The sequence below is a fragment of the Cellulosimicrobium arenosum genome (genome assembly GCF_014837295.1).
Taxonomy (GTDB): domain Bacteria; phylum Actinomycetota; class Actinomycetes; order Actinomycetales; family Cellulomonadaceae; genus Cellulosimicrobium; species Cellulosimicrobium arenosum.
This window is the reverse complement of the sequence record NZ_JACYHB010000013.1, coordinates 39,436-55,831: the sequence shown is the minus strand read 5'-3', so window position 1 is coordinate 55,831 and position 16,396 is coordinate 39,436. Positions and strand designations below refer to the sequence as shown.

Annotated in this window: 14 protein-coding genes; 7 read left to right on the top strand and 7 right to left on the bottom strand. The window is 74.5% G+C overall.

Going from position 1 to position 16,396, the window contains the following annotated elements:
- Positions 1–47 precede the first annotated feature (47 nt).
- The 4 genes from IF651_RS14240 to IF651_RS14225 all read right to left on the bottom strand — a co-directional run bounded on the left by IF651_RS14240 (position 48) and on the right by IF651_RS14225 (position 5,782).
- On the bottom strand, positions 48–2,576 hold the full coding sequence (locus IF651_RS14240; RefSeq protein WP_191829800.1) for an ABC transporter permease: 2,529 nt from the start codon (positions 2,574–2,576) through the stop codon (positions 48–50).
- The gene (locus IF651_RS14235; protein ID WP_191829799.1) at positions 2,576–3,415 is read right to left on the bottom strand and encodes an ATP-binding cassette domain-containing protein; all 840 of its coding nucleotides are present in this window, start codon (positions 3,413–3,415) and stop codon (positions 2,576–2,578) included. Before IF651_RS14235 ends, IF651_RS14240 begins: the two co-directional genes overlap by 1 nt.
- 235 nt (positions 3,416–3,650) lie before the next feature.
- Positions 3,651–4,388 carry a response regulator gene (locus tag IF651_RS14230; protein ID WP_191829798.1) on the bottom strand — a complete coding sequence of 246 codons (738 nt, stop codon included), beginning with the start codon at positions 4,386–4,388 and terminating at the stop codon, positions 3,651–3,653.
- On the bottom strand, positions 4,385–5,782 hold the full coding sequence (locus tag IF651_RS14225; protein ID WP_191829797.1) for a sensor histidine kinase: 1,398 nt from the start codon (positions 5,780–5,782) through the stop codon (positions 4,385–4,387). The genes IF651_RS14230 and IF651_RS14225 overlap by 4 nt, the downstream gene beginning before the upstream one ends.
- Before the next feature lie 104 nt (positions 5,783–5,886).
- On the opposite strand from IF651_RS14225, the gene IF651_RS14220 reads away from it, so the two are divergent.
- Positions 5,887–6,570, top strand: a complete 684-nt coding sequence (locus tag IF651_RS14220; RefSeq protein ID WP_191829796.1) for a response regulator transcription factor — start codon at positions 5,887–5,889, stop codon at positions 6,568–6,570.
- A 38-nt stretch (positions 6,571–6,608) separates the two neighbouring features.
- Positions 6,609–7,943, top strand: coding sequence for an ATP-binding protein (locus IF651_RS14215; RefSeq protein ID WP_191829795.1), 1,335 nt, complete (start codon positions 6,609–6,611; stop codon positions 7,941–7,943).
- A gap of 21 nt (positions 7,944–7,964) precedes the next feature.
- On the opposite strand, the gene IF651_RS14210 is transcribed toward IF651_RS14215, so the two are convergent.
- Positions 7,965–8,477, bottom strand: coding sequence for a GtrA family protein (locus tag IF651_RS14210; RefSeq protein WP_191829794.1), 513 nt, complete (start codon positions 8,475–8,477; stop codon positions 7,965–7,967).
- 46 nt (positions 8,478–8,523) lie between these two features.
- Here IF651_RS14210 and IF651_RS14205 point away from each other — a divergent pair, with 46 nt between their 5' ends.
- Together IF651_RS14205 and purE are read left to right on the top strand one after the other, a co-directional pair.
- On the top strand, positions 8,524–9,771 hold the full coding sequence (locus IF651_RS14205) for a 5-(carboxyamino)imidazole ribonucleotide synthase (protein WP_191829793.1): 1,248 nt from the start codon (positions 8,524–8,526) through the stop codon (positions 9,769–9,771).
- Positions 9,772–9,805: 34 nt separating this feature from the next.
- A complete protein-coding gene (purE, locus tag IF651_RS14200; RefSeq protein WP_191829792.1) occupies positions 9,806–10,345 on the top strand; it encodes a 5-(carboxyamino)imidazole ribonucleotide mutase in 540 nt (179 codons plus the stop codon).
- A 9-nt stretch (positions 10,346–10,354) separates the two neighbouring features.
- Here purE and IF651_RS14195 read toward each other — a convergent pair whose 3' ends face one another.
- Positions 10,355–11,800 carry an LCP family protein gene (locus IF651_RS14195; protein ID WP_191829791.1) on the bottom strand — a complete coding sequence of 482 codons (1,446 nt, stop codon included), beginning with the start codon at positions 11,798–11,800 and terminating at the stop codon, positions 10,355–10,357.
- 13 nt (positions 11,801–11,813) lie between these two features.
- Positions 11,814–13,121, bottom strand: coding sequence for an LCP family protein (locus tag IF651_RS14190; RefSeq protein WP_338403976.1), 1,308 nt, complete (start codon positions 13,119–13,121; stop codon positions 11,814–11,816).
- 157 nt (positions 13,122–13,278) lie between these two features.
- Between IF651_RS14190 and IF651_RS14185 the strand changes: the two genes are divergently transcribed.
- From IF651_RS14185 to glf, 3 genes are read left to right on the top strand one after another with little or no spacing between them, the layout of a single operon-like run.
- Entirely contained in the window at positions 13,279–14,298 is a 1,020-nt protein-coding gene (locus IF651_RS14185; RefSeq protein ID WP_338403975.1) for a glycosyltransferase, read from the top strand.
- Entirely contained in the window at positions 14,295–15,167 is an 873-nt protein-coding gene (locus tag IF651_RS14180) for a glycosyltransferase (protein ID WP_191829789.1), read from the top strand. Before IF651_RS14185 ends, IF651_RS14180 begins: the two co-directional genes overlap by 4 nt.
- Before the next feature lie 38 nt (positions 15,168–15,205).
- A complete protein-coding gene (glf, locus tag IF651_RS14175) occupies positions 15,206–16,393 on the top strand; it encodes a UDP-galactopyranose mutase (protein WP_191829788.1) in 1,188 nt (395 codons plus the stop codon).
- Positions 16,394–16,396 lie beyond the last annotated feature (3 nt).

Sequence of the window (16,396 nt, the reverse complement as noted above, 5' to 3'; positions counted from 1 at the left end):
CCTGTGGAGGATCCACAGGGGCGCGCGGGGTGTGGTCGACCGTGGCGTCAGTCCACGGCGAGCGCCGCGACCGGGGAGGTGCGGGCGGCCGTGCGCCCGGGCACCACGGACGCCAGGAACCCGGCGGCGAGCGCGACGACCAGGACGATCGCCACGTCGCGCCACGGCACGGCGAACGACACGTCCCCCAGGAGGCTCAGCGCGGTGGCCGCGCCCGCCCACCCGTAGACGACGCCCAGCGCGATCCCGAGCACGGCGCCGACCCCGGCGATGAGCATGCCCTCCATCGCGAGCAGCCACCGCAGGCGGCGCCGGCTCAGCCCGATCGCGCGCAGCGTCGCCGACTCGCGACGACGCTCGATGACGGACAGCGAGAGCGTGTTCGCCACGCCGATGAGCGCGATCACGACGGCGACCCCCAGCAGGCCGACGACGACCGCGAGCATCGTGTCGACGACGCTCTGCATCGCCGCGCGCTCCACGACCGCGCCCACGACCTCGACGGGTGTGCCGGACTCGGCGACGGCGTCCTGGACCGCCGCCACGACGTCCGTGTCGGACGGGTCGTCGACGGACACCCACAGCCGGGTGGTCGTCGCGTCCGGGGCGAGCGCGCGCGCGTCCTGCGTGGTGAGCAGGCTCGTCTCGGAGCTGCCGAGGGCGACCACGACGTCGAGCGTCTGGCCGTCCGGGCCCGTGAGCCGGGTCGTCTCCCCGACCCGGAGACCCGCGTTCTGCAGCTCTCCCTCGGGGACCAGGAGGGTGCCGGGCTCGAGGCCGGCGATCGTGTCGGGCGAGCGTACGACGCCGGCGGCCTCCGTCGGGTCGACGGCCGTCGGTGCCAGCCCCCAGCCGTCCGGCAGCTCGGCGTACAGGTCCGTCGCGGGCACGACGTCGTCGACGCCCTCGACCGCCGTCACGGCGGCGACGACGTCCTGCGGCACGGTGCCGTCGGCGCCGTTCCCGATCACCATGACGTCGACGGGGTACTGGTCGTCGAGCGCGGCGCTCAGGCTCGTGCGCGCGCTCGCCGCACCGGTGGACATCATCGCCACGAGCGTGACCCCGATGAGCAGCGCGGTGCTCGTCGCCGTGGTGCGACGCGGGTTGCGCAGCGTGTTCGCCGTCGCCAGCCGCGCCGTCGGGCCGGTGCGGGCGAGCAGCCGCCCCACGACCCCCACGACGCGCGGCAGCCAGAACACGGCGCCGAGCACCACACCGACGAACGACAGCGCGCCGCCGAGCACGCCCGCGAGCAGCCCGACGTCGGGCGACCCGCTCATGCCGAGCGCGACGCCGCCGGCGAGCAGCGCGAACCCGCCGACCGTGAGCAGCAGGGAGAGCACGAGCCGCACGCGTCCCGCGCCCGAGCCCGCGCGCGGGGCGTCGGCGGGGCGCAGGGCCTCGAGCGGCGAGACGCGCGTCGCGGCGCGCGCGGGGGCGAACGACGCGAGGACCGTCACGAAGGTCCCGACCAGCACCGGCACGAGGACCACGGCGGGCGTGATCGTCACCGTCGTGGGGAGCGGGACGCCGAGGTCGGCGCCCCGCGCGACGAGGAGCGCGACCTGGACGAGCCCCGCGCCGACGACGAGGCCGGCGAGCGACGACAGCACGCCGAGGATCGTCGCCTCGGTCAGCACCGAGCGGGCGAGCTGGCGGCGGTTCGCGCCGACCGCCCGCAGCAGCGCGAGGGTGCGCGTGCGCTGGGCGACGAGCACCTGGAACGTGTTCGCGATGACGAGCGCGGCGACGACGAGGGCGACGGCGGCGAACGCGAGGATCACGTACGTGAAGACCTCCTCGCCGCCGGTCTGGGCCGCGGCGGCCTCCTGCGCGTACTCGTCCGGTGTCTGGGCGGTCGCGTCCTGCGGGGAGGCCGCGAGCAGGTCCGCGCGCACCGCCTCGAGCGACGCGTCGTCGTCGAGCGCGACCATGACGGCGGGCGCCGTGCCGTCGTCCCCCTCCTCCTCGGCCCACGTCGCGGCGTCCTGCGCGGACACGACCGCGGCACCGCCCATCTGCGCGTACGCGCCGTACGGGTCGTCGAGCGTCCCGACGACCGTGAGCTCGTCGCGCACCTCCTCGGCGTCGGCCTCCGGGTCGGTCTCGTCCCACACGTAGCGCACGTTCGCGACCTCGTCGCCGAGGGCCAGTCCCAGACGATCGGCGACGTCCTGCGGGACGGCGATCTGTCCCGGCCCGCTCGGCAGGGCACCCTCGACGACCTCGAGCGGGTCGAACCGCGGGTCCGACGGAGCGGGCACCGCCATCTGGTACACGGTCCGGCTGCCCGCCTCCAGCGCGACGGACGTCGCCGTGACCGGCTCGGCCGCGGCGACGCCGTCGACCGCGCGGATCGCGTCCGCGTCCTGCGGTGCGAACGCCTGGGGGCCACCCATGACCAGGTCGGAGTCGGCGAACCGGGCGGCGATCGCGTCGTTCGTCGTCCGGGTCAGGACCCCGCCCGCCAGGAGCGTGGCCGCGACGAACGCGGTCCCGATGAGGATCGCGACGCCGGCCGCCGCGAGGCGTCCCGTGCTGCGGCGCATCTGCGCCAGGGTGAGGCGGAGCATCAGGCGCGCACCGCCTTGTCGGACCGGTCGCCGTCGGGCAGCTCGAGCGTGCGCAGCGCGTCGAGACCGGCCAGGACGGACTCCGGCGTCGGGTCGGCGATGTCGCCGGCGATACGGCCGTCCGCGATCAGGACGACGCGGTCCGCGTACGCGGCGGCCGTCGGGTCGTGGGTGACCATGATGATCGTGCGGCTCAGCTCGCGGACGCTGCGGCGCAGGAAGCTCAGCACCTCGGCCCCCGAGCGGGAGTCGAGGTTGCCGGTCGGCTCGTCGGCGAACACGACGTCGGGCTGGGCGATGAGCGCGCGGGCGATGGCGACGCGCTGCTGCTGGCCGCCGGAGAGCTCGGACGGGCGGTGCTCGAGGCGTGCGCCGAGGCCCAGGGTGCGCACGAGCGTGTCGAGCCACGCGGTGTCGACCGTCCTGCCCGCGAGCTCGACCGGCAGCGTGATGTTCTGCTTCGCCGTGAACATCGGCAGGAGGTTGAACGACTGGAACACGAACCCGACGCGGTCGCGGCGCAGTCGTGTCAGGTCGTCGTCGCCGAGGCCCGTGACCTCGGTCCCGCCGACGAACGCGTGCCCGCCCGTGGCGGTGTCGAGCCCGGCGAGCAGGTGCATGAGCGTCGACTTGCCCGAGCCGGACGGGCCCATGATCGCGGTGAAGTGGCCCTGCTCGAAGTCGACGTCGACACCGTCGAGCGCGTGGACCGCAGCCTCGCCCGTGCCGTAGGTCTTGCGCAGCGAGCGGGCGCGCACCGCGGGCGGGCCGGCCGCCGGCGTGCCCGCGGCGTCGGCGGGGTCCGCGGGGTCGAGGGGTCGGTACACGGTCGTGTCCACGTCGTCTCCAGCTGGGGTCTGCGGGTCGGGTTGCGGTGAGTGATCGGTGCGGCTCGACGGCGTCCGCCGTCGGGCCGGTCTGCCGGGCTCGCCGACGACGCTACGGACACCCGCGCCGTGGCCGCGTCGGACGAGAGGGTGGCGTCCCTGGCCGGCAGATCATCCCGTGGTCGTACACCCCGTCATCCCACCCACGACCTGTCAGCACCGGGCTCACCGAGCGCTCGCGGCAGGGTCAGGTGCCCGGACGGACCAGGCCCGTCTCGTACGCCGTCACCACCGCCTGCACGCGGTCGCGTGCGCCGAGCTTCGCCAGGATGCGGCCGACGTGCGTCTTGACCGTCGCCTCGGCGACGAACAGGTCGCCCCCGATCTCCGTGTTCGAGCGCCCCCGGGCCATGAGCACGAGCACCTCCCGCTCGCGGTCCGTCAGCCCGGCGACCGCGGTGTGCGCGGGCGAGTCCTCGACGTCCTCGGCCGGGAGCACCGTGACCAGGTGCTCCAGCAGCCGCCGTGTGGACGACGGCGCGATCACCGCGTCGCCGCGGTGCACCGTGCGGATCGCCGCGAGCATCTCCTCGGGCGGCGCGTCCTTGAGCAGGAACCCGCTCGCGCCCGCGCGGATCGACTCGAGCACGTACTCGTCGAGGTCGAACGTCGTCAGCACGATCACCCGCGGCACGGGGGCGCCACCCCCACCGCCTGCCGCGTCCGCCGCGGCGGTGATGCGAGCGGTCGTCTGGAGCCCGTCGAGGTTCGGCATCCGCACGTCCATCAGCACGACGTCGACGGGGTGGTCCGCGAGCAGCCGCAGCGCCTGCAGCCCGTCCCCCGCCTCGAGCGTCACCTCGAGGTCCGGCTGGGAGTCGATGACCATGCGGAAGCCCGCGCGCACGAGCTGCTGGTCGTCGACGAGCGCGACGCGCACCGGCGCACCGGTGTCGACGGCGGGAGCGGGGAGGTTCTCGGTCATGGTGTCCTGTCGGTTCGGGCGTCGCCGGGCCCGGGCGGGCCGGTCGCAGACGTGGTGCCCGACGCCGCGGCGTCGGGTCCGGTCGTGGTGCTCGGTCCCGGGGGAGGGGGCGGCACCGAGGGCCGTGCGGACGGAGGCAGCGGGAGGTCCAGACGGACCCGGAAGCCCCCTCCCGGTCGTGGCCCGACGGACACGGTGCCGCCGAACAGCGCGGCACGCTCGCGCATCCCGAGCAGCCCGAAGCCCGCGGGGCGGTCCACGTCGGCGCTCGCTGCCGCGCCGCGGCCGTCGTCGTCCACGTCGAGCTCGAGCGTGCGCGCGCCCCAGCGCACGACGACCGTCACCGCAGGATCCGGGCCTGCGTGCTTGAGCACGTTGGTCAGCGCCTCCTGGCACACGCGGTAGACCGTCAGTCCGGCGCCGGGGGGCAGGGTGCGCGGCGTCCCGACGCGCACGAGGGAGACACGCAGCCCGCTCTGGCGGACCTGGACCACGAGGGTGTCGAGGTCTGCGGTGTCCGGCTGCGGCGCACGCGCGAGGGCGGCCGGCACCGTCGTCGGGGCACCCGGCAGCGGCGGTCCGGCGGACGGGCCGGCCCCGGCGCCGCGCGGCTCTTCGGCGCGCAGCACCCCCAGCAGCCGTCGCATGTCCGCGAGCGCGGCGCGCCCGGTCTCGGCCACGGTGGTCAGCGCTCGCTCTGCCGCCGCCGGGTCGGTCGCCGCGGCGTACCGACCGCCGTCGGCCTGCGCGATGACGACCGACAGCGAGTGGGCCACGATGTCGTGCATCTCGCGAGCGATGCGCGCACGCTCGGCGGCCGTGGCGATCTGCGCCTGCTGGTCGCGCTCGACCTCGAGCCGTTCGGCCCGGCCGACGAGCGCCGCGATCGTCTCGCGGCGCGAGCGCCGCACGAGGCCGAACGCCCACACGGCGAGGAACGTCGTCCCGCCGAGCGTGGTCGCGAAGAAGACCACGGCCGCGGCGGAACCGAGGTCTCCCGTCTCGACGCCGAGGGCGCCCCCGAGAGCGAGCGCGCCGACGAGGGAGGAGACGATCGCCGTGCGGTGCGCCCAGCGTGGCCCGTAGACGGTCACCGAGTACAGGGCGACCAGGACGGCCACGTCGGCAGGGAAGATCGTGACGAACCCGGCGAGCAGGTGGGCGAGCGCGACCGAGTACACCGCGACCGACGAGGCGACGGGGCGCACCCGGCGCCACGGGAGGGGGGCGAGCACCAGGACGGCCCACAGGCCGGCCCAGCCCCGGTCGTAGCCGACGGTGTCCACCGCGATCGACGCGGGCACGAGAACGGTCGCGCAGACCAGCGTCAGGGCGAGGTCCACCCCGAACCGGTGGGCGTCGGACCACTGCCCGAGCCGCTCGTACCATCCCATGCCGTCAGCCTAGGCAGAGCGGGTCACGAGCGCGTCAGCCCGGGGTCGCAGGGAGGCCTCGGAGGAATACGGCCAAAGTCGTACGGATGCCCTAGCATGAGCGAATGACCCACGTACTGCTAGCCGAGGACGACCCGGCAATTGCCGAACCTTTGGCCCGTGCGTTGACACGTGAGGGTTACGACGTGGTCGTCCAAGGAACTGGTCAAGGAGCCGTCGACGCCGCCGGTGCCGCCGACATCGTCGTCCTGGACCTCGGGCTGCCGGACATGGACGGTCTCGACGTGGCTCGAGAGATCCGTCACAAGGGCCTGACCACACCGGTGCTGGTGCTCACCGCGCGCGCGGACGAGGTCGACCTCGTCGTGGGCCTGGACGCCGGTGCGGACGACTACGTGACGAAGCCCTTCCGGCTGGCCGAGCTCCTCGCCCGCGTGCGGGCGCTGCTGCGCCGCAGCCACGGAGAACCCGGGGACGAGGAGGAGGTGGCGGCGCAGGACGTGCGTGTCGACGTCGCCGCGCACCGCGCCTTCCAGGGTGATCGCGAGCTGCACCTGACGACCAAGGAGTTCGAGCTGCTGCGCGTCCTCGTGGCCGGGGCGGGCTCCGTCGTCGGTCGCGACGTGCTGATGCGCGAGGTCTGGGGCTCCGAGCCCGTCGGGTCGACCAAGACGCTCGACATGCACGTGTCGTGGCTGCGTCGCAAGCTCGGCGACGACGCGAACGCGCCGCGCTACATCTCGACGGTCCGCGGGCTCGGCTTCCGCTTCGAGACCACGGAGAGCTGACCGCTCCGGTCGGCGAGCGCGGGGAGTCGAGGAGCAGCGTGCGTCGTCGGGTGCTGCAGGCGACGGTCGCGGCCGTCGCACTGGCGGTCGTCCTGCTGGGATTCCCTCTGGCTTTCTTCGGCGCGCAGTTCGTGCTGGACGGGGAGCGTGAGGACCTCGACGCCCGCGTCCAGCGCCTCGGTGCCAGCATCGACGGCAGGCTCGGGCGGGGCGAGGAGATCCCGGACTACCTCGTCGAGGACGCCGTCCAGCCGTCCAGCAGCGCCATCCCGGCCCACGTGTTCGTCCAGCTCCCCGACGGCACGCAGCTGCGCGCCGGCGAGGAGGTCACCGGCCAGGTCATCGAGCAGCCGTCGCGGACGGACACGAGCACCGTCGTCACGCTCACCATCTCCTACTGGGACGCGTACCTGCGGGCGTTGCAGATCGTGCTCCTCGTGGTCGCCGCGTCGATCGTCGCGTTCGCCGCGGGCATCGGCATGGCGGTCTGGCAGGCGAACCGCCTCTCCGCGCCGCTCGTGTACCTCGCGGCGTCGGCCGAGCAGATCGGGTCCGGTCAGGTGCGGCCCCGGCTCGAGCCGTCGGGCGTGGAGGAGATCGACCTCGTCGCCGCGGAGCTCGCGCGCAGCTCGGACCGCCTCGCGGGACGTCTCGCCGCGGAGCGTCAGTTCGCGGCGGACGCGTCGCACCAGCTGCGCACCCCGCTGACGGCCCTGAGCATGCGCCTCGAGGAGATCTCGATGGCGTCCGACGACGAGGCGGTCCAGGAGGAGGCGAGGATCTCGCTCGAGCAGGTCGAGCGGCTCGTCGGGGTCGTCGACGACCTGCTGTCGTCCTCGCGGCGTGCCCACGGCGGCACGACGGAGGCCGTCGACCTGCTGGAGGTCGTGCACCAGCAGGAGGAGGAGTGGGTCCCGACCTTCACCAAGGCGGGACGCTCGCTCGCCCTCGACATCCCGGCGCAGACCCGGGTGCTCGCGACGCCGGGCGCGCTCGCGCAGGTGCTCGCGACCCTCATCGAGAACTCGCTCAAGCACGGCGACGGCACGACGACGGTCCGGGCCCGTCCGTCCGGCACGAGCGGTGCCGTGGTGATCGAGGTGACGGACGAGGGTGCCGGGGTGCCGGACGACCTCGCGCCGCGGATCTTCGAGCGCGAGGTCACGTCGGGCGCGGGGACGGGCCTGGGGCTCTCCCTCGCGCGCGACCTGGCAGCGGCGGACGGCGGGCGGCTCGAGCTCGCGCAGCGCCGCCCGCCGGTCTTCGCGCTGTTCCTGGCGGGTGTGCCGAAGCGGCTCGACCCGCGCGTGGTCCTGCCGACCGGGCGGGCGGTCCCCACACCGCGTCGTCGGCGGCGACGCCGCCGGGACTGACGGCGTCGTGCTCGACATCCCTCAGAGCGTGCGTGGCGGGGCGGTCCGCTCGGGGCTCGTGCCGGTGAAGACGAAGCTCCGGTACGCCAGGTAGCGGAACGCGGTGCCGAGCGCGAGGCCCACCACGTTGGCGGAGACGTTCTTCGCGAGCGGTGAGGTGAGGCCGAGCGCGTACGTGGAGATCGCGAGGCACCCCACCGCGATGAGCATGCCGCCCAGGTTCACGACGACGAACGCCGCGAGCTCGCGTCCGCGCGACGGGCTGCGGCGGTCCGCGAAGGTCCAGTAGCGGTTGCCGATCCACGCGACCAGCGTCGCCACCGCGACGGAGACGATCTTCGCGGTCAACGGCTTGTGGCCGAGGACCTCGCCGGGACCGAAGCTGAGCAGGTTGAACAGCCCCAGGTCGACGACGTAGGCGACCGCGCCGACCGAGCCGAACTTCGCGAGCTCCCGCACCCGCGCTGCGAGACGGACCCGCCGGGTCTCGTCCCGCGGTGGCACGGCGGTCCGCCGGCCGAGGTCGCTCGTCATCCGACGAGGCTACCCCCTGCACCGTGAGGTACTAGGGTGGGTTCACGTGGCAGCACCAGTGATCGCCGTGGTCGGCGGCGGACAGCTCGCACGGATGATGGCCCCCGCGGCCGGGGAGCTCGGCGTGCACCTGCGGGTGCTCGTGGAGGGACCGGACACTGCGGCGGCCCAGGTCGTGACCGACGCCCCCGTGGGTGCCGCGTCGGACGAGGCGGCGATCCGCTCCCTCCTCGCCCCGGACGGCGGCCCCACGGCGGACGTGCTCACGTTCGAGCACGAGCACGTCCCGAACGACCTCCTCGCCGACCTCCGCGCGCACGGCACGCCTGTTCGGCCCGGCCCGGACGCGCTCGTGCACGCGCAGGACAAGATCGTCATGCGTCGCCGCCTCACCGCCCTGGGTTCCCCGTGCCCGCGCTGGGCAGAGCTGCCCCTCGAGCCCGACGCCGCCCGGGCGGCTCTCGCGGACTTCCTCGCCGCGGTCGGTGGCGAGGCCGTCGTCAAGACGTCGCGCGGCGGGTACGACGGCAAGGGCGTGCGCGTCGTGCGCACCGCGGACGGCGGCGCCGACCAGGTCGCGGGCTGGATCGACGCGGCCGCGGCGGGCGGCCCCGCGCTGCTGGTCGAGGAGAAGGTGCCGTTCACGCGCGAGCTCGCGGTGCTCGTCGCCCGCCGGCCCTCCGGCGGGGTCGACGGCGCGGGCGAGGTGCGCACCTGGCCCGTCGTCGAGTCGATCCAGCGCGACGGAGTGTGCGCGGAGGTGATCGCCCCGGCCCCGGAGCTCTCCGCGGCGGACGCCGAGCGCGCGCGTGACGTGGCCGTGCGCATCGCCGAGGGCCTCGGCGTGACCGGTGTCCTCGCGGTGGAGATGTTCGAGGTCGAGGCGCCACGGTCCGTGGGGACGGAGCCGAGCGGGGACGCGACGTCGTCGCGCATCGTCGTCAACGAGCTCGCGATGCGCCCGCACAACTCCGGCCACTGGACCATCGACGGCGCCACGACGAGCCAGTTCGAGCAGCACCTGCGCGCCGTGCTGGACCTGCCGCTGGGGGACACGTCGCCGACGGCCCGGTGGACGGTCATGGCCAACGTGCTGGGTTCCACGCTCGACGAGCTGACCGACGCGCTGCCCGCCGTGCTGGGCGCCCACCCGGACGCCCGCGTGAACCTGTACGGCAAGGGCGTGCGTCCCGGCCGCAAGCTGGGCCACGTCAACGTCAGCGGCGACGACCTGCCCGAGGTGCGCCGTCGGGCGGCCGCGGCTGCGGCGATCCTGCGGGGCGAGGACCTGTGACCACGAGCGTGACCACCACGAGGGAGACCCGATCATGAGCGAGCACCCGGTCGTCGGCATCGTCATGGGGTCCGACTCGGACTGGCCCGTCATGGAGGCGGCGGCGGACGCGCTCGCCGAGTTCGACGTGCCCGTCGAGGTCGACGTCGTCTCCGCGCACCGCATGCCGGCCGAGATGATCGAGTACGGCCGCACGGCGGCCGAGCGCGGGCTGCGCGTGATCGTCGCGGGCGCCGGCGGAGCGGCGCACCTGCCGGGGATGCTGGCCGCCGTCACGCCGCTCCCCGTCGTCGGCGTCCCCGTGCCCCTGCGGCACCTCGACGGCATGGACTCGCTGCTGTCGATCGTGCAGATGCCCGCCGGGGTGCCGGTCGCGACCGTGTCCGTGGGCGGCGCGCGCAACGCCGGCCTGCTCGCGGTGCGGGTCCTCGCGGCCGGGGCCGACGACGACGCGGCCCGCCTGCGTGCACGCATGGTCGCCTTCCAGGCCGACCTGGGTGATCAGGCGCGCGCGAAGGGCGCACGGCTGCGCACCTCGCGCGCGGGGGAGCAGCGGACCGGCTTCGGAGCCTGACGGGTCCGGTCAGGACGGCATGCCGCCGACCTGGCCGGGCTCGAGCTTCCCGTCGCGCAGGTCGGTCCAGAACTGCGGGGCCGTGTCCGGGTCCAGCTGCACCGTCGACCCCACGCCGCCCGGACGGTAGTCGGGGTTCCCGATGGGTGGCGTCCCGGTGACCCCGTCGGGACCGTTGGCCTTGCGGAACGCGAGCGCGAGCCTGCCGAGGTCGATGATGCCGGTGTCGTCGTCGACCGTCAGTGCCCCGAGCCCGGCGTCGACGAGCGCCACCTGCCGGCCCGGCTCGACCACGAGGCTCGGGTCCGCCGCGGTCGAGCTGATGGCACCGATCACCTGACGCTGGCGCTCGGCGCGCCCGATGTCGCCCTTCGGGTCCGAGTAGCGCATGCGGGAGAACGCCAGCGCGGTCTTGCCGTCGGCCTGGTGGCAGCCCGCGGTCCACACCAGCTCGCTCTTCGGGTCGTCGACGTCGTAGTCGAGGCACAGCTCGACGCCGCCGACCGCGTCCACGACCTCCTCGACCCCGCCGAAGCCGACCTCGACGTAGTGGTCGACGCTCAGTCCGCTGAGCTGCTCCACGGACTGCACGAGCAGCGCCGGGCCGCCCCACGCGTACGCGGCGTTGAGCTTGTTCGCTCCCTGGCCCGGGATCTCCGCGTAGGTGTCGCGGGGGATGCTGATGAGGGCGACGGGCCCGCTCGACGGCGCGTGCAGCAGCATGATGGTGTCGGTGCGCGCTCCCTGGGTCCCGTCCTCGCTGATGCCCTCCCCGCGGGCGTCGGACCCGGCGAGGAGGTACGTCTCGCCCGGTGTCCCGGGCGCTCCGGAGAGCGCGTCGACGTGCTGGATCTTCCCGTCGGCCCAGATCAGCAGCCCGACGGGCCAGGCGAGGACCAGGACCAGGGCGAGGGCGGCGACGAGCGCGACGACACGGCCGCGCCGGACGCGGAACCCGCGACCGCCGCTCGGGCGCCCGGTCGTGCCCGACGGCGGCCGGCCCCCACCCGGGCCGCCGGGACGCGAGGTCCGTGGCGGGGACGTCGGGGGAGCCGTGCGTCGCGCCGGGGTGTCCGACCGGACGGCGCCGTGCGGTGCGGACGACACCCGCTGCGGGGCGCCGGACTGCCGGGGCGCGCGCGCCGGCGGGACCGACGGCGGGGGCGCCGCGGCGTCGGGCTGGATGCGGGTGGACCGGTCGGGGCGGGCCGGTGGAGGGGTGCCCTTGCGCGCGGGCGTCACCGGGATCTCGCGCGAGGACTGGCGGCGGATGCGCGGCTCGGGTCGCACGGCGTCGTCGCCGGAGGGGGCAGGCTGCGGTGTCCTCGGGGCGGCCCGCCGCCCGCTGTTCCCCACGGAGATGGCGTCGTCGACCGAGGACGGTCGCGGCGAACGGCCGCCCGTCGGGGTGAAGCTGGGCGGGAGCGCCCGGGGGTCCTGCGTCGGGTCGGTCATCGTCGCCCCCGCCTCAGCCGCACTGCGCGGTCTGGTCGGCGGCGGAGAACGCTTCCTTGCCGGCTTCCTTCGTCTGCTGCGGTGCGGGCTCTCCTGCGGTGTCGTCGGCGACCTCCTGGTCGTCCGTCCCGGCGTCGGCCGCTTCGTCGTCCTCGCCCGACCCGGTGCCGGCGTCGTCCGTGGCACCGGCCTCGATCGGTTCCGACGGCTCGGCCGGTTCGGCGATCGGCTCGTCCGCGCGGATCTTGGCCCACAGGTCGTCGGCCTCGGGCGTCCACACGACCGTGGCGTCCGGGTTCTGGGGGTCGGGCGCGTTCGGGACGGTCATGAACGTGATGCTGCCACTGCTGGCGCCCTTCAGGCTGAAGGCGAGCCCGGCGAGGCTCGGGATGGACGCCAGGTTGTCGCTCATCGTCAGCGACTTGGTCCCCGCGTCGACGAACCCGTAGAGCTGGGTGAGGTCGGTGAGCACGTTCTTCGTCAGGACGGTGCGCGCCATCGCTGCCATGAGCTCCTGCTGGCGGCCGATGCGGCTCAGGTCGGAACCGTCGCCGATGCCGTAGCGCGCGCGGGCGAACCCGAGCGCGTCCTCGCCGTCGAGCTTCTGCACGCCCGCGTCGAGCTTCAGGTCCGCCTTCGGGTTGTCGATCGCCTCCGGGATGCACATCTCGACGCCGCCGACGGCGCTGATCATGTCCTGGAAGCCGGCGAAGTCGACGACCACGAACCCGTCCACGTAGACGTCGGTGAGCGACTCGAGCGTCGAGATGGTGCACGCCGCGGCGGAGTCGACGTCCCCGCCGGCCGTCGCCCCGTTGGCGAACGCCGCGTTGAACCGGGTGTTGGCCGGAGCGGTCGTCCCGCCGCCCGTGACGTTGCACGCGGGGACGTCGACGCGCGAGTCCCGCGGGACGGAGACGAGCTCGACGCGCGAGCGGTCGGCCGAGACGTGCACGAGCACGGTCGTGTCCGACCGCATGCCCTCGACCCCGGCGACCTCGTGCCCGTTGTCGCCGCCGCGCTCGTCCGAGCCCAGGACCAGGATGTTCAGCGGTTCGCCGGCGTTCGGGTCGTCCGGGTCCGGCGTGGTGCGGTCGGGCCGGTCGGCCACGAGGTCGAGCCCGCCGGACTGGGTGATGTTGCCCTGGATGCTCGTCAGCGCCGCGGCACCGCCGACGACCCCGAACGCGAGCGCGGCCGTCGCGACGAGGGCCACGGCCCGCGCGGCACGGTGGGTCCGGATGCTCCGGGCGTGCGCGGGTCCGCGCGACGGCCGACCGGGGGTGGCGTCGCTGCTGCGGGCACGGGTGGAGGAACTCACGGGCACCGAGCATAGGCGCCGCGTGCTGCCGGTCAGCGCGGACCGCGGGCCGAGGCGGTGGAGGAGTTGTGTGGGAACGCGACCGCGGCTACCTGGTGCTCGTCGCCGCAGCGAGGGGATACGCCGTGCGCGCCGGCGCTCGGGTAGCCTGCTCGCCGTGCCACGTGAGCCGAGAACTCCGGATCGAGCCGGGCCGCACCGCGAACGGGTGGTCGCGGTCGTCGTGGCCTACAACCGTCGCGACCTGCTCCGCGAGGCGCTCGACGCCCTCGCCGCGCAGACCCGTCCGCTCGACGCCGTGCTGGTGCTCGACAACGCGTCCGACGACGACTCGGCCGCCGTGGCCGGCTCGCACCCGGTCGTGACAGAGGTCCTGGGCCTCGCGCGCAACACCGGCGGCGCGGGCGGGTTCGCGGCCGGGCTCGCCCACGCGGTCGGCCCCGCGGGCGCGGCCGGGAAGGCCGATCTGGTGTGGCTCATGGACGACGACACGATCCCGACGCCCACCGCGCTCGAGGAGCTGCTGCGCGCACGCGACGCCTACCCGGGCCCGGTCGCGCTCCTCGGCAGCCGCGTGGTGTGGCACGACGGCCGCGACCACCCGATGAACACGCCCCGCCGCCGTCCCGGAGCCTCGGGCGCGCAGATCGCGGCGGCCCGCGTGGCCGGTGCCACCCCGGTGCGGTCCTCGTCTTTCGTCTCGATGCTCGTCGACGCGCGAGCGGTGCGCTTCCACGGGCTCCCCGTCGCGGACTACTTCATCTGGAACGACGACTTCGAGTACTCGGCCCGGCTGCTGCTCCACGGCACCGGTCTGGCCGTGCACGGGAGCGTCGTCGAGCACCGCACCCGGACGTTCGGCGCGACGGACGCCGACCCCGGGGAGCGGTTCTACTACGAGGTGCGCAACAAGGTCTGGATGATCACGCGCTCCGGTGCTCTCTCGCCGTCCGAGCGCGCGCTCTACTCGGGCGCGAGCGTGCGGCGCTGGGTCCGCACGTTCGTGCGCAGCGAGCGCCGCGACGTCCTGCTGCGCGCGGGCGGGCGCGGCCTGCGCGACGGCGTGCTGCGCAGCCCGCGCCCGACGTCGCAGGTGCTCGACGGGCTCGGGCCCGTGTCCGACGACGTCGCGGGCCTCGAACCACCGGTGCGGCACGCGGTCCGGGACGATACGTGACGGTCGGCGCACCGTTCAGCGTGCTGCTGCCGGTGTACCGGGGCGACGACCCCGAGCACCTGCGCCGCTCCTTCGAGTCGGTGACGACCGGGCAGGAGCTCGTGCCGGCGCAGGTCGTGGTCGTGCGCGACGGCCCGGTCCCCGAGGCGCTCGCCCGGACGCTCGCCGAGCTCGTGGGGTCGTGCGGGGTACCGGTGACGCTCGCCGAGCTCGACGAGAACGTCGGGCTGGCGCTCGCGCTCGAGGCCGGCCTCGCCGCGTGCGCGCACGAGATCGTGGCCCGCCAGGACGCGGACGACATCAGCCTCCCGGAGCGGTTCGCGCGCCAGGTGCCGCTGGTCGCGTCGGGGTTGGACATCGTGGGCTCCGCGATCCGCGAGTTCGAGTCGGAGGGTGTCGTCGCGACCGACGGCGCGGGCGGCGTCGTGCGGGTGCCGCCGCTGAGCCAGGTCGACATCAACCGCGCCTCGCGCTTCCAGTCGCCGTTCAACCACCCGTCGGTGGTCTACCGGCGGGCGGCCGTCCGGGACGCGGGGGGCTACGAGGACCTGCCGCTCATGGAGGACTACTGGCTCTTCGCGCGGATGCTCGCGCGCGGTGCTCGGGCGCGGAACCTCGCGGAGCCGCTCGTGCTCTACCGGGTCGGGGCCGGCGCGTACTCCCGGCGGGGCGGTTCACGGCTGCTGCGCTCGGAGATCGAGCTGCAGCGGCGGCTGCGGCGGCTCGGGTTCACCACGACGGCGGAGGAGGTCCGCAACGTGGCGGTGCGCGGGGGCTACCGGCTGGTCCCGGAGGGGGTGCGGCGGGCGGCGTACCGCCGCTGGCGTCGGCACGACGACCCGTCCGGGCGCCCGGACCGGCCCGACTAGGCTGTCCCGGGCATCGTGGTCGAGACGGAGGAGCAGGCGTGGACGTGGATCTTGTGGTGGTCGGGTCGGGGTTCTTCGGCCTGACGGTCGCCGAGCGGGTCGCGACGCTGCACGGCCGCAAGGTTCTCGTCATCGACCGGCGGCCCCACATCGGGGGCAACGCCTACAGCGAGGTGGAACCGACGACGGGCATCGAGGTGCACCGCTACGGCGCCCACCTGTTCCACACGTCGAACGAGCGCGTCTGGGAGTACGTCAACCGGTTCACCGCGTTCACGAGCTACGTGCACCGCGTGTTCACCACGCACCGGGGCGAGGTGTTCGGCATGCCGATCAACCTGGGCACGATCAACCAGTTCTTCCGGTCCGCCCACGGTCCGGCCGCCGCCCGCGCCCTCGTCCGGGAGCAGGCTGCGGAGCTCGGGGGCGCCCGGCCGCAGAACCTCGACGAGCAGGGGGTCTCGCTCATCGGCCGGCCCCTGTACGAGGCCTTCATCCGGGGGTACACGGCGAAGCAGTGGCAGACGGACCCGCGCGACCTCCCGGCGTCGATCATCTCGCGGCTGCCCGTGCGCTACACGTACGACAACCGGTACTTCAACGACACCCACGAGGGCCTGCCCGTCGACGGCTACACGGCGTGGCTCGAGCGCATGGCGGACCACCCGAACATCGAGGTGCGCCTCGGCACGGACTTCTTCGACGAGTCGCAGCCGGTGAGCAAGGGCGACGTCGTCGGCAACGTGCCCGTGGTCTACACGGGTCCGGTCGACCGGTACTTCGACCACGCCGAGGGCGACCTGTCGTGGCGCACGCTCGACTTCGACCAGCAGGTGCTCGACGTCGGGGACTTCCAGGGCACGTCGGTCATGAACTACGCGGACGAGGACGTGCCGTTCACGCGCATCCTGGAGTTCCGCCACTTCCACCCCGAGCGCGACTACCCGGACGACCGCACGGTCGTGACGCGCGAGTACTCGCGGTTCGCCGAGCACGGCGACGAGCCGTACTACCCGATCAGCACCGCGACGGACCGAGAGCGGCTGCTCGCGTACCGCGACCTCGCGGCACGCGAGCGCGACGTGCTGTTCGGTGGCCGGCTCGGGACCTACAGGTACCTGGACATGCACATGGCGATCGGGTCGGCGCTGTCCATGGTGGACAACAAGCTCGCGCCGCACTTCGACGGCGGCGCACCCCTCCGGAGCGGGGGCGTCGACGCCTGAGCG

Bases quoted from the DNA above. Each gene is read 5' to 3' on its own strand.
- IF651_RS14240 (WP_191829800.1), bottom strand. From the start codon at position 2,576: ATGCTCCGCCTCACCCTGGCGCAGATGCGCCGCAGCACGGGACGCCTC.
- IF651_RS14230 (WP_191829798.1), bottom strand. From the start codon at position 4,388: ATGACCGAGAACCTCCCCGCTCCCGCCGTCGACACCGGTGCGCCGGTG.
- IF651_RS14225 (WP_191829797.1), bottom strand. From the start codon at position 5,782: ATGGGATGGTACGAGCGGCTCGGGCAGTGGTCCGACGCCCACCGGTTC.
- IF651_RS14220 (WP_191829796.1), top strand. From the start codon at position 5,887: ATGACCCACGTACTGCTAGCCGAGGACGACCCGGCAATTGCCGAACCT.
- IF651_RS14210 (WP_191829794.1), bottom strand. From the start codon at position 8,477: ATGACGAGCGACCTCGGCCGGCGGACCGCCGTGCCACCGCGGGACGAG.
- purE (WP_191829792.1), top strand. From the start codon at position 9,806: ATGAGCGAGCACCCGGTCGTCGGCATCGTCATGGGGTCCGACTCGGAC.
- IF651_RS14195 (WP_191829791.1), bottom strand. From the start codon at position 11,800: ATGACCGACCCGACGCAGGACCCCCGGGCGCTCCCGCCCAGCTTCACC.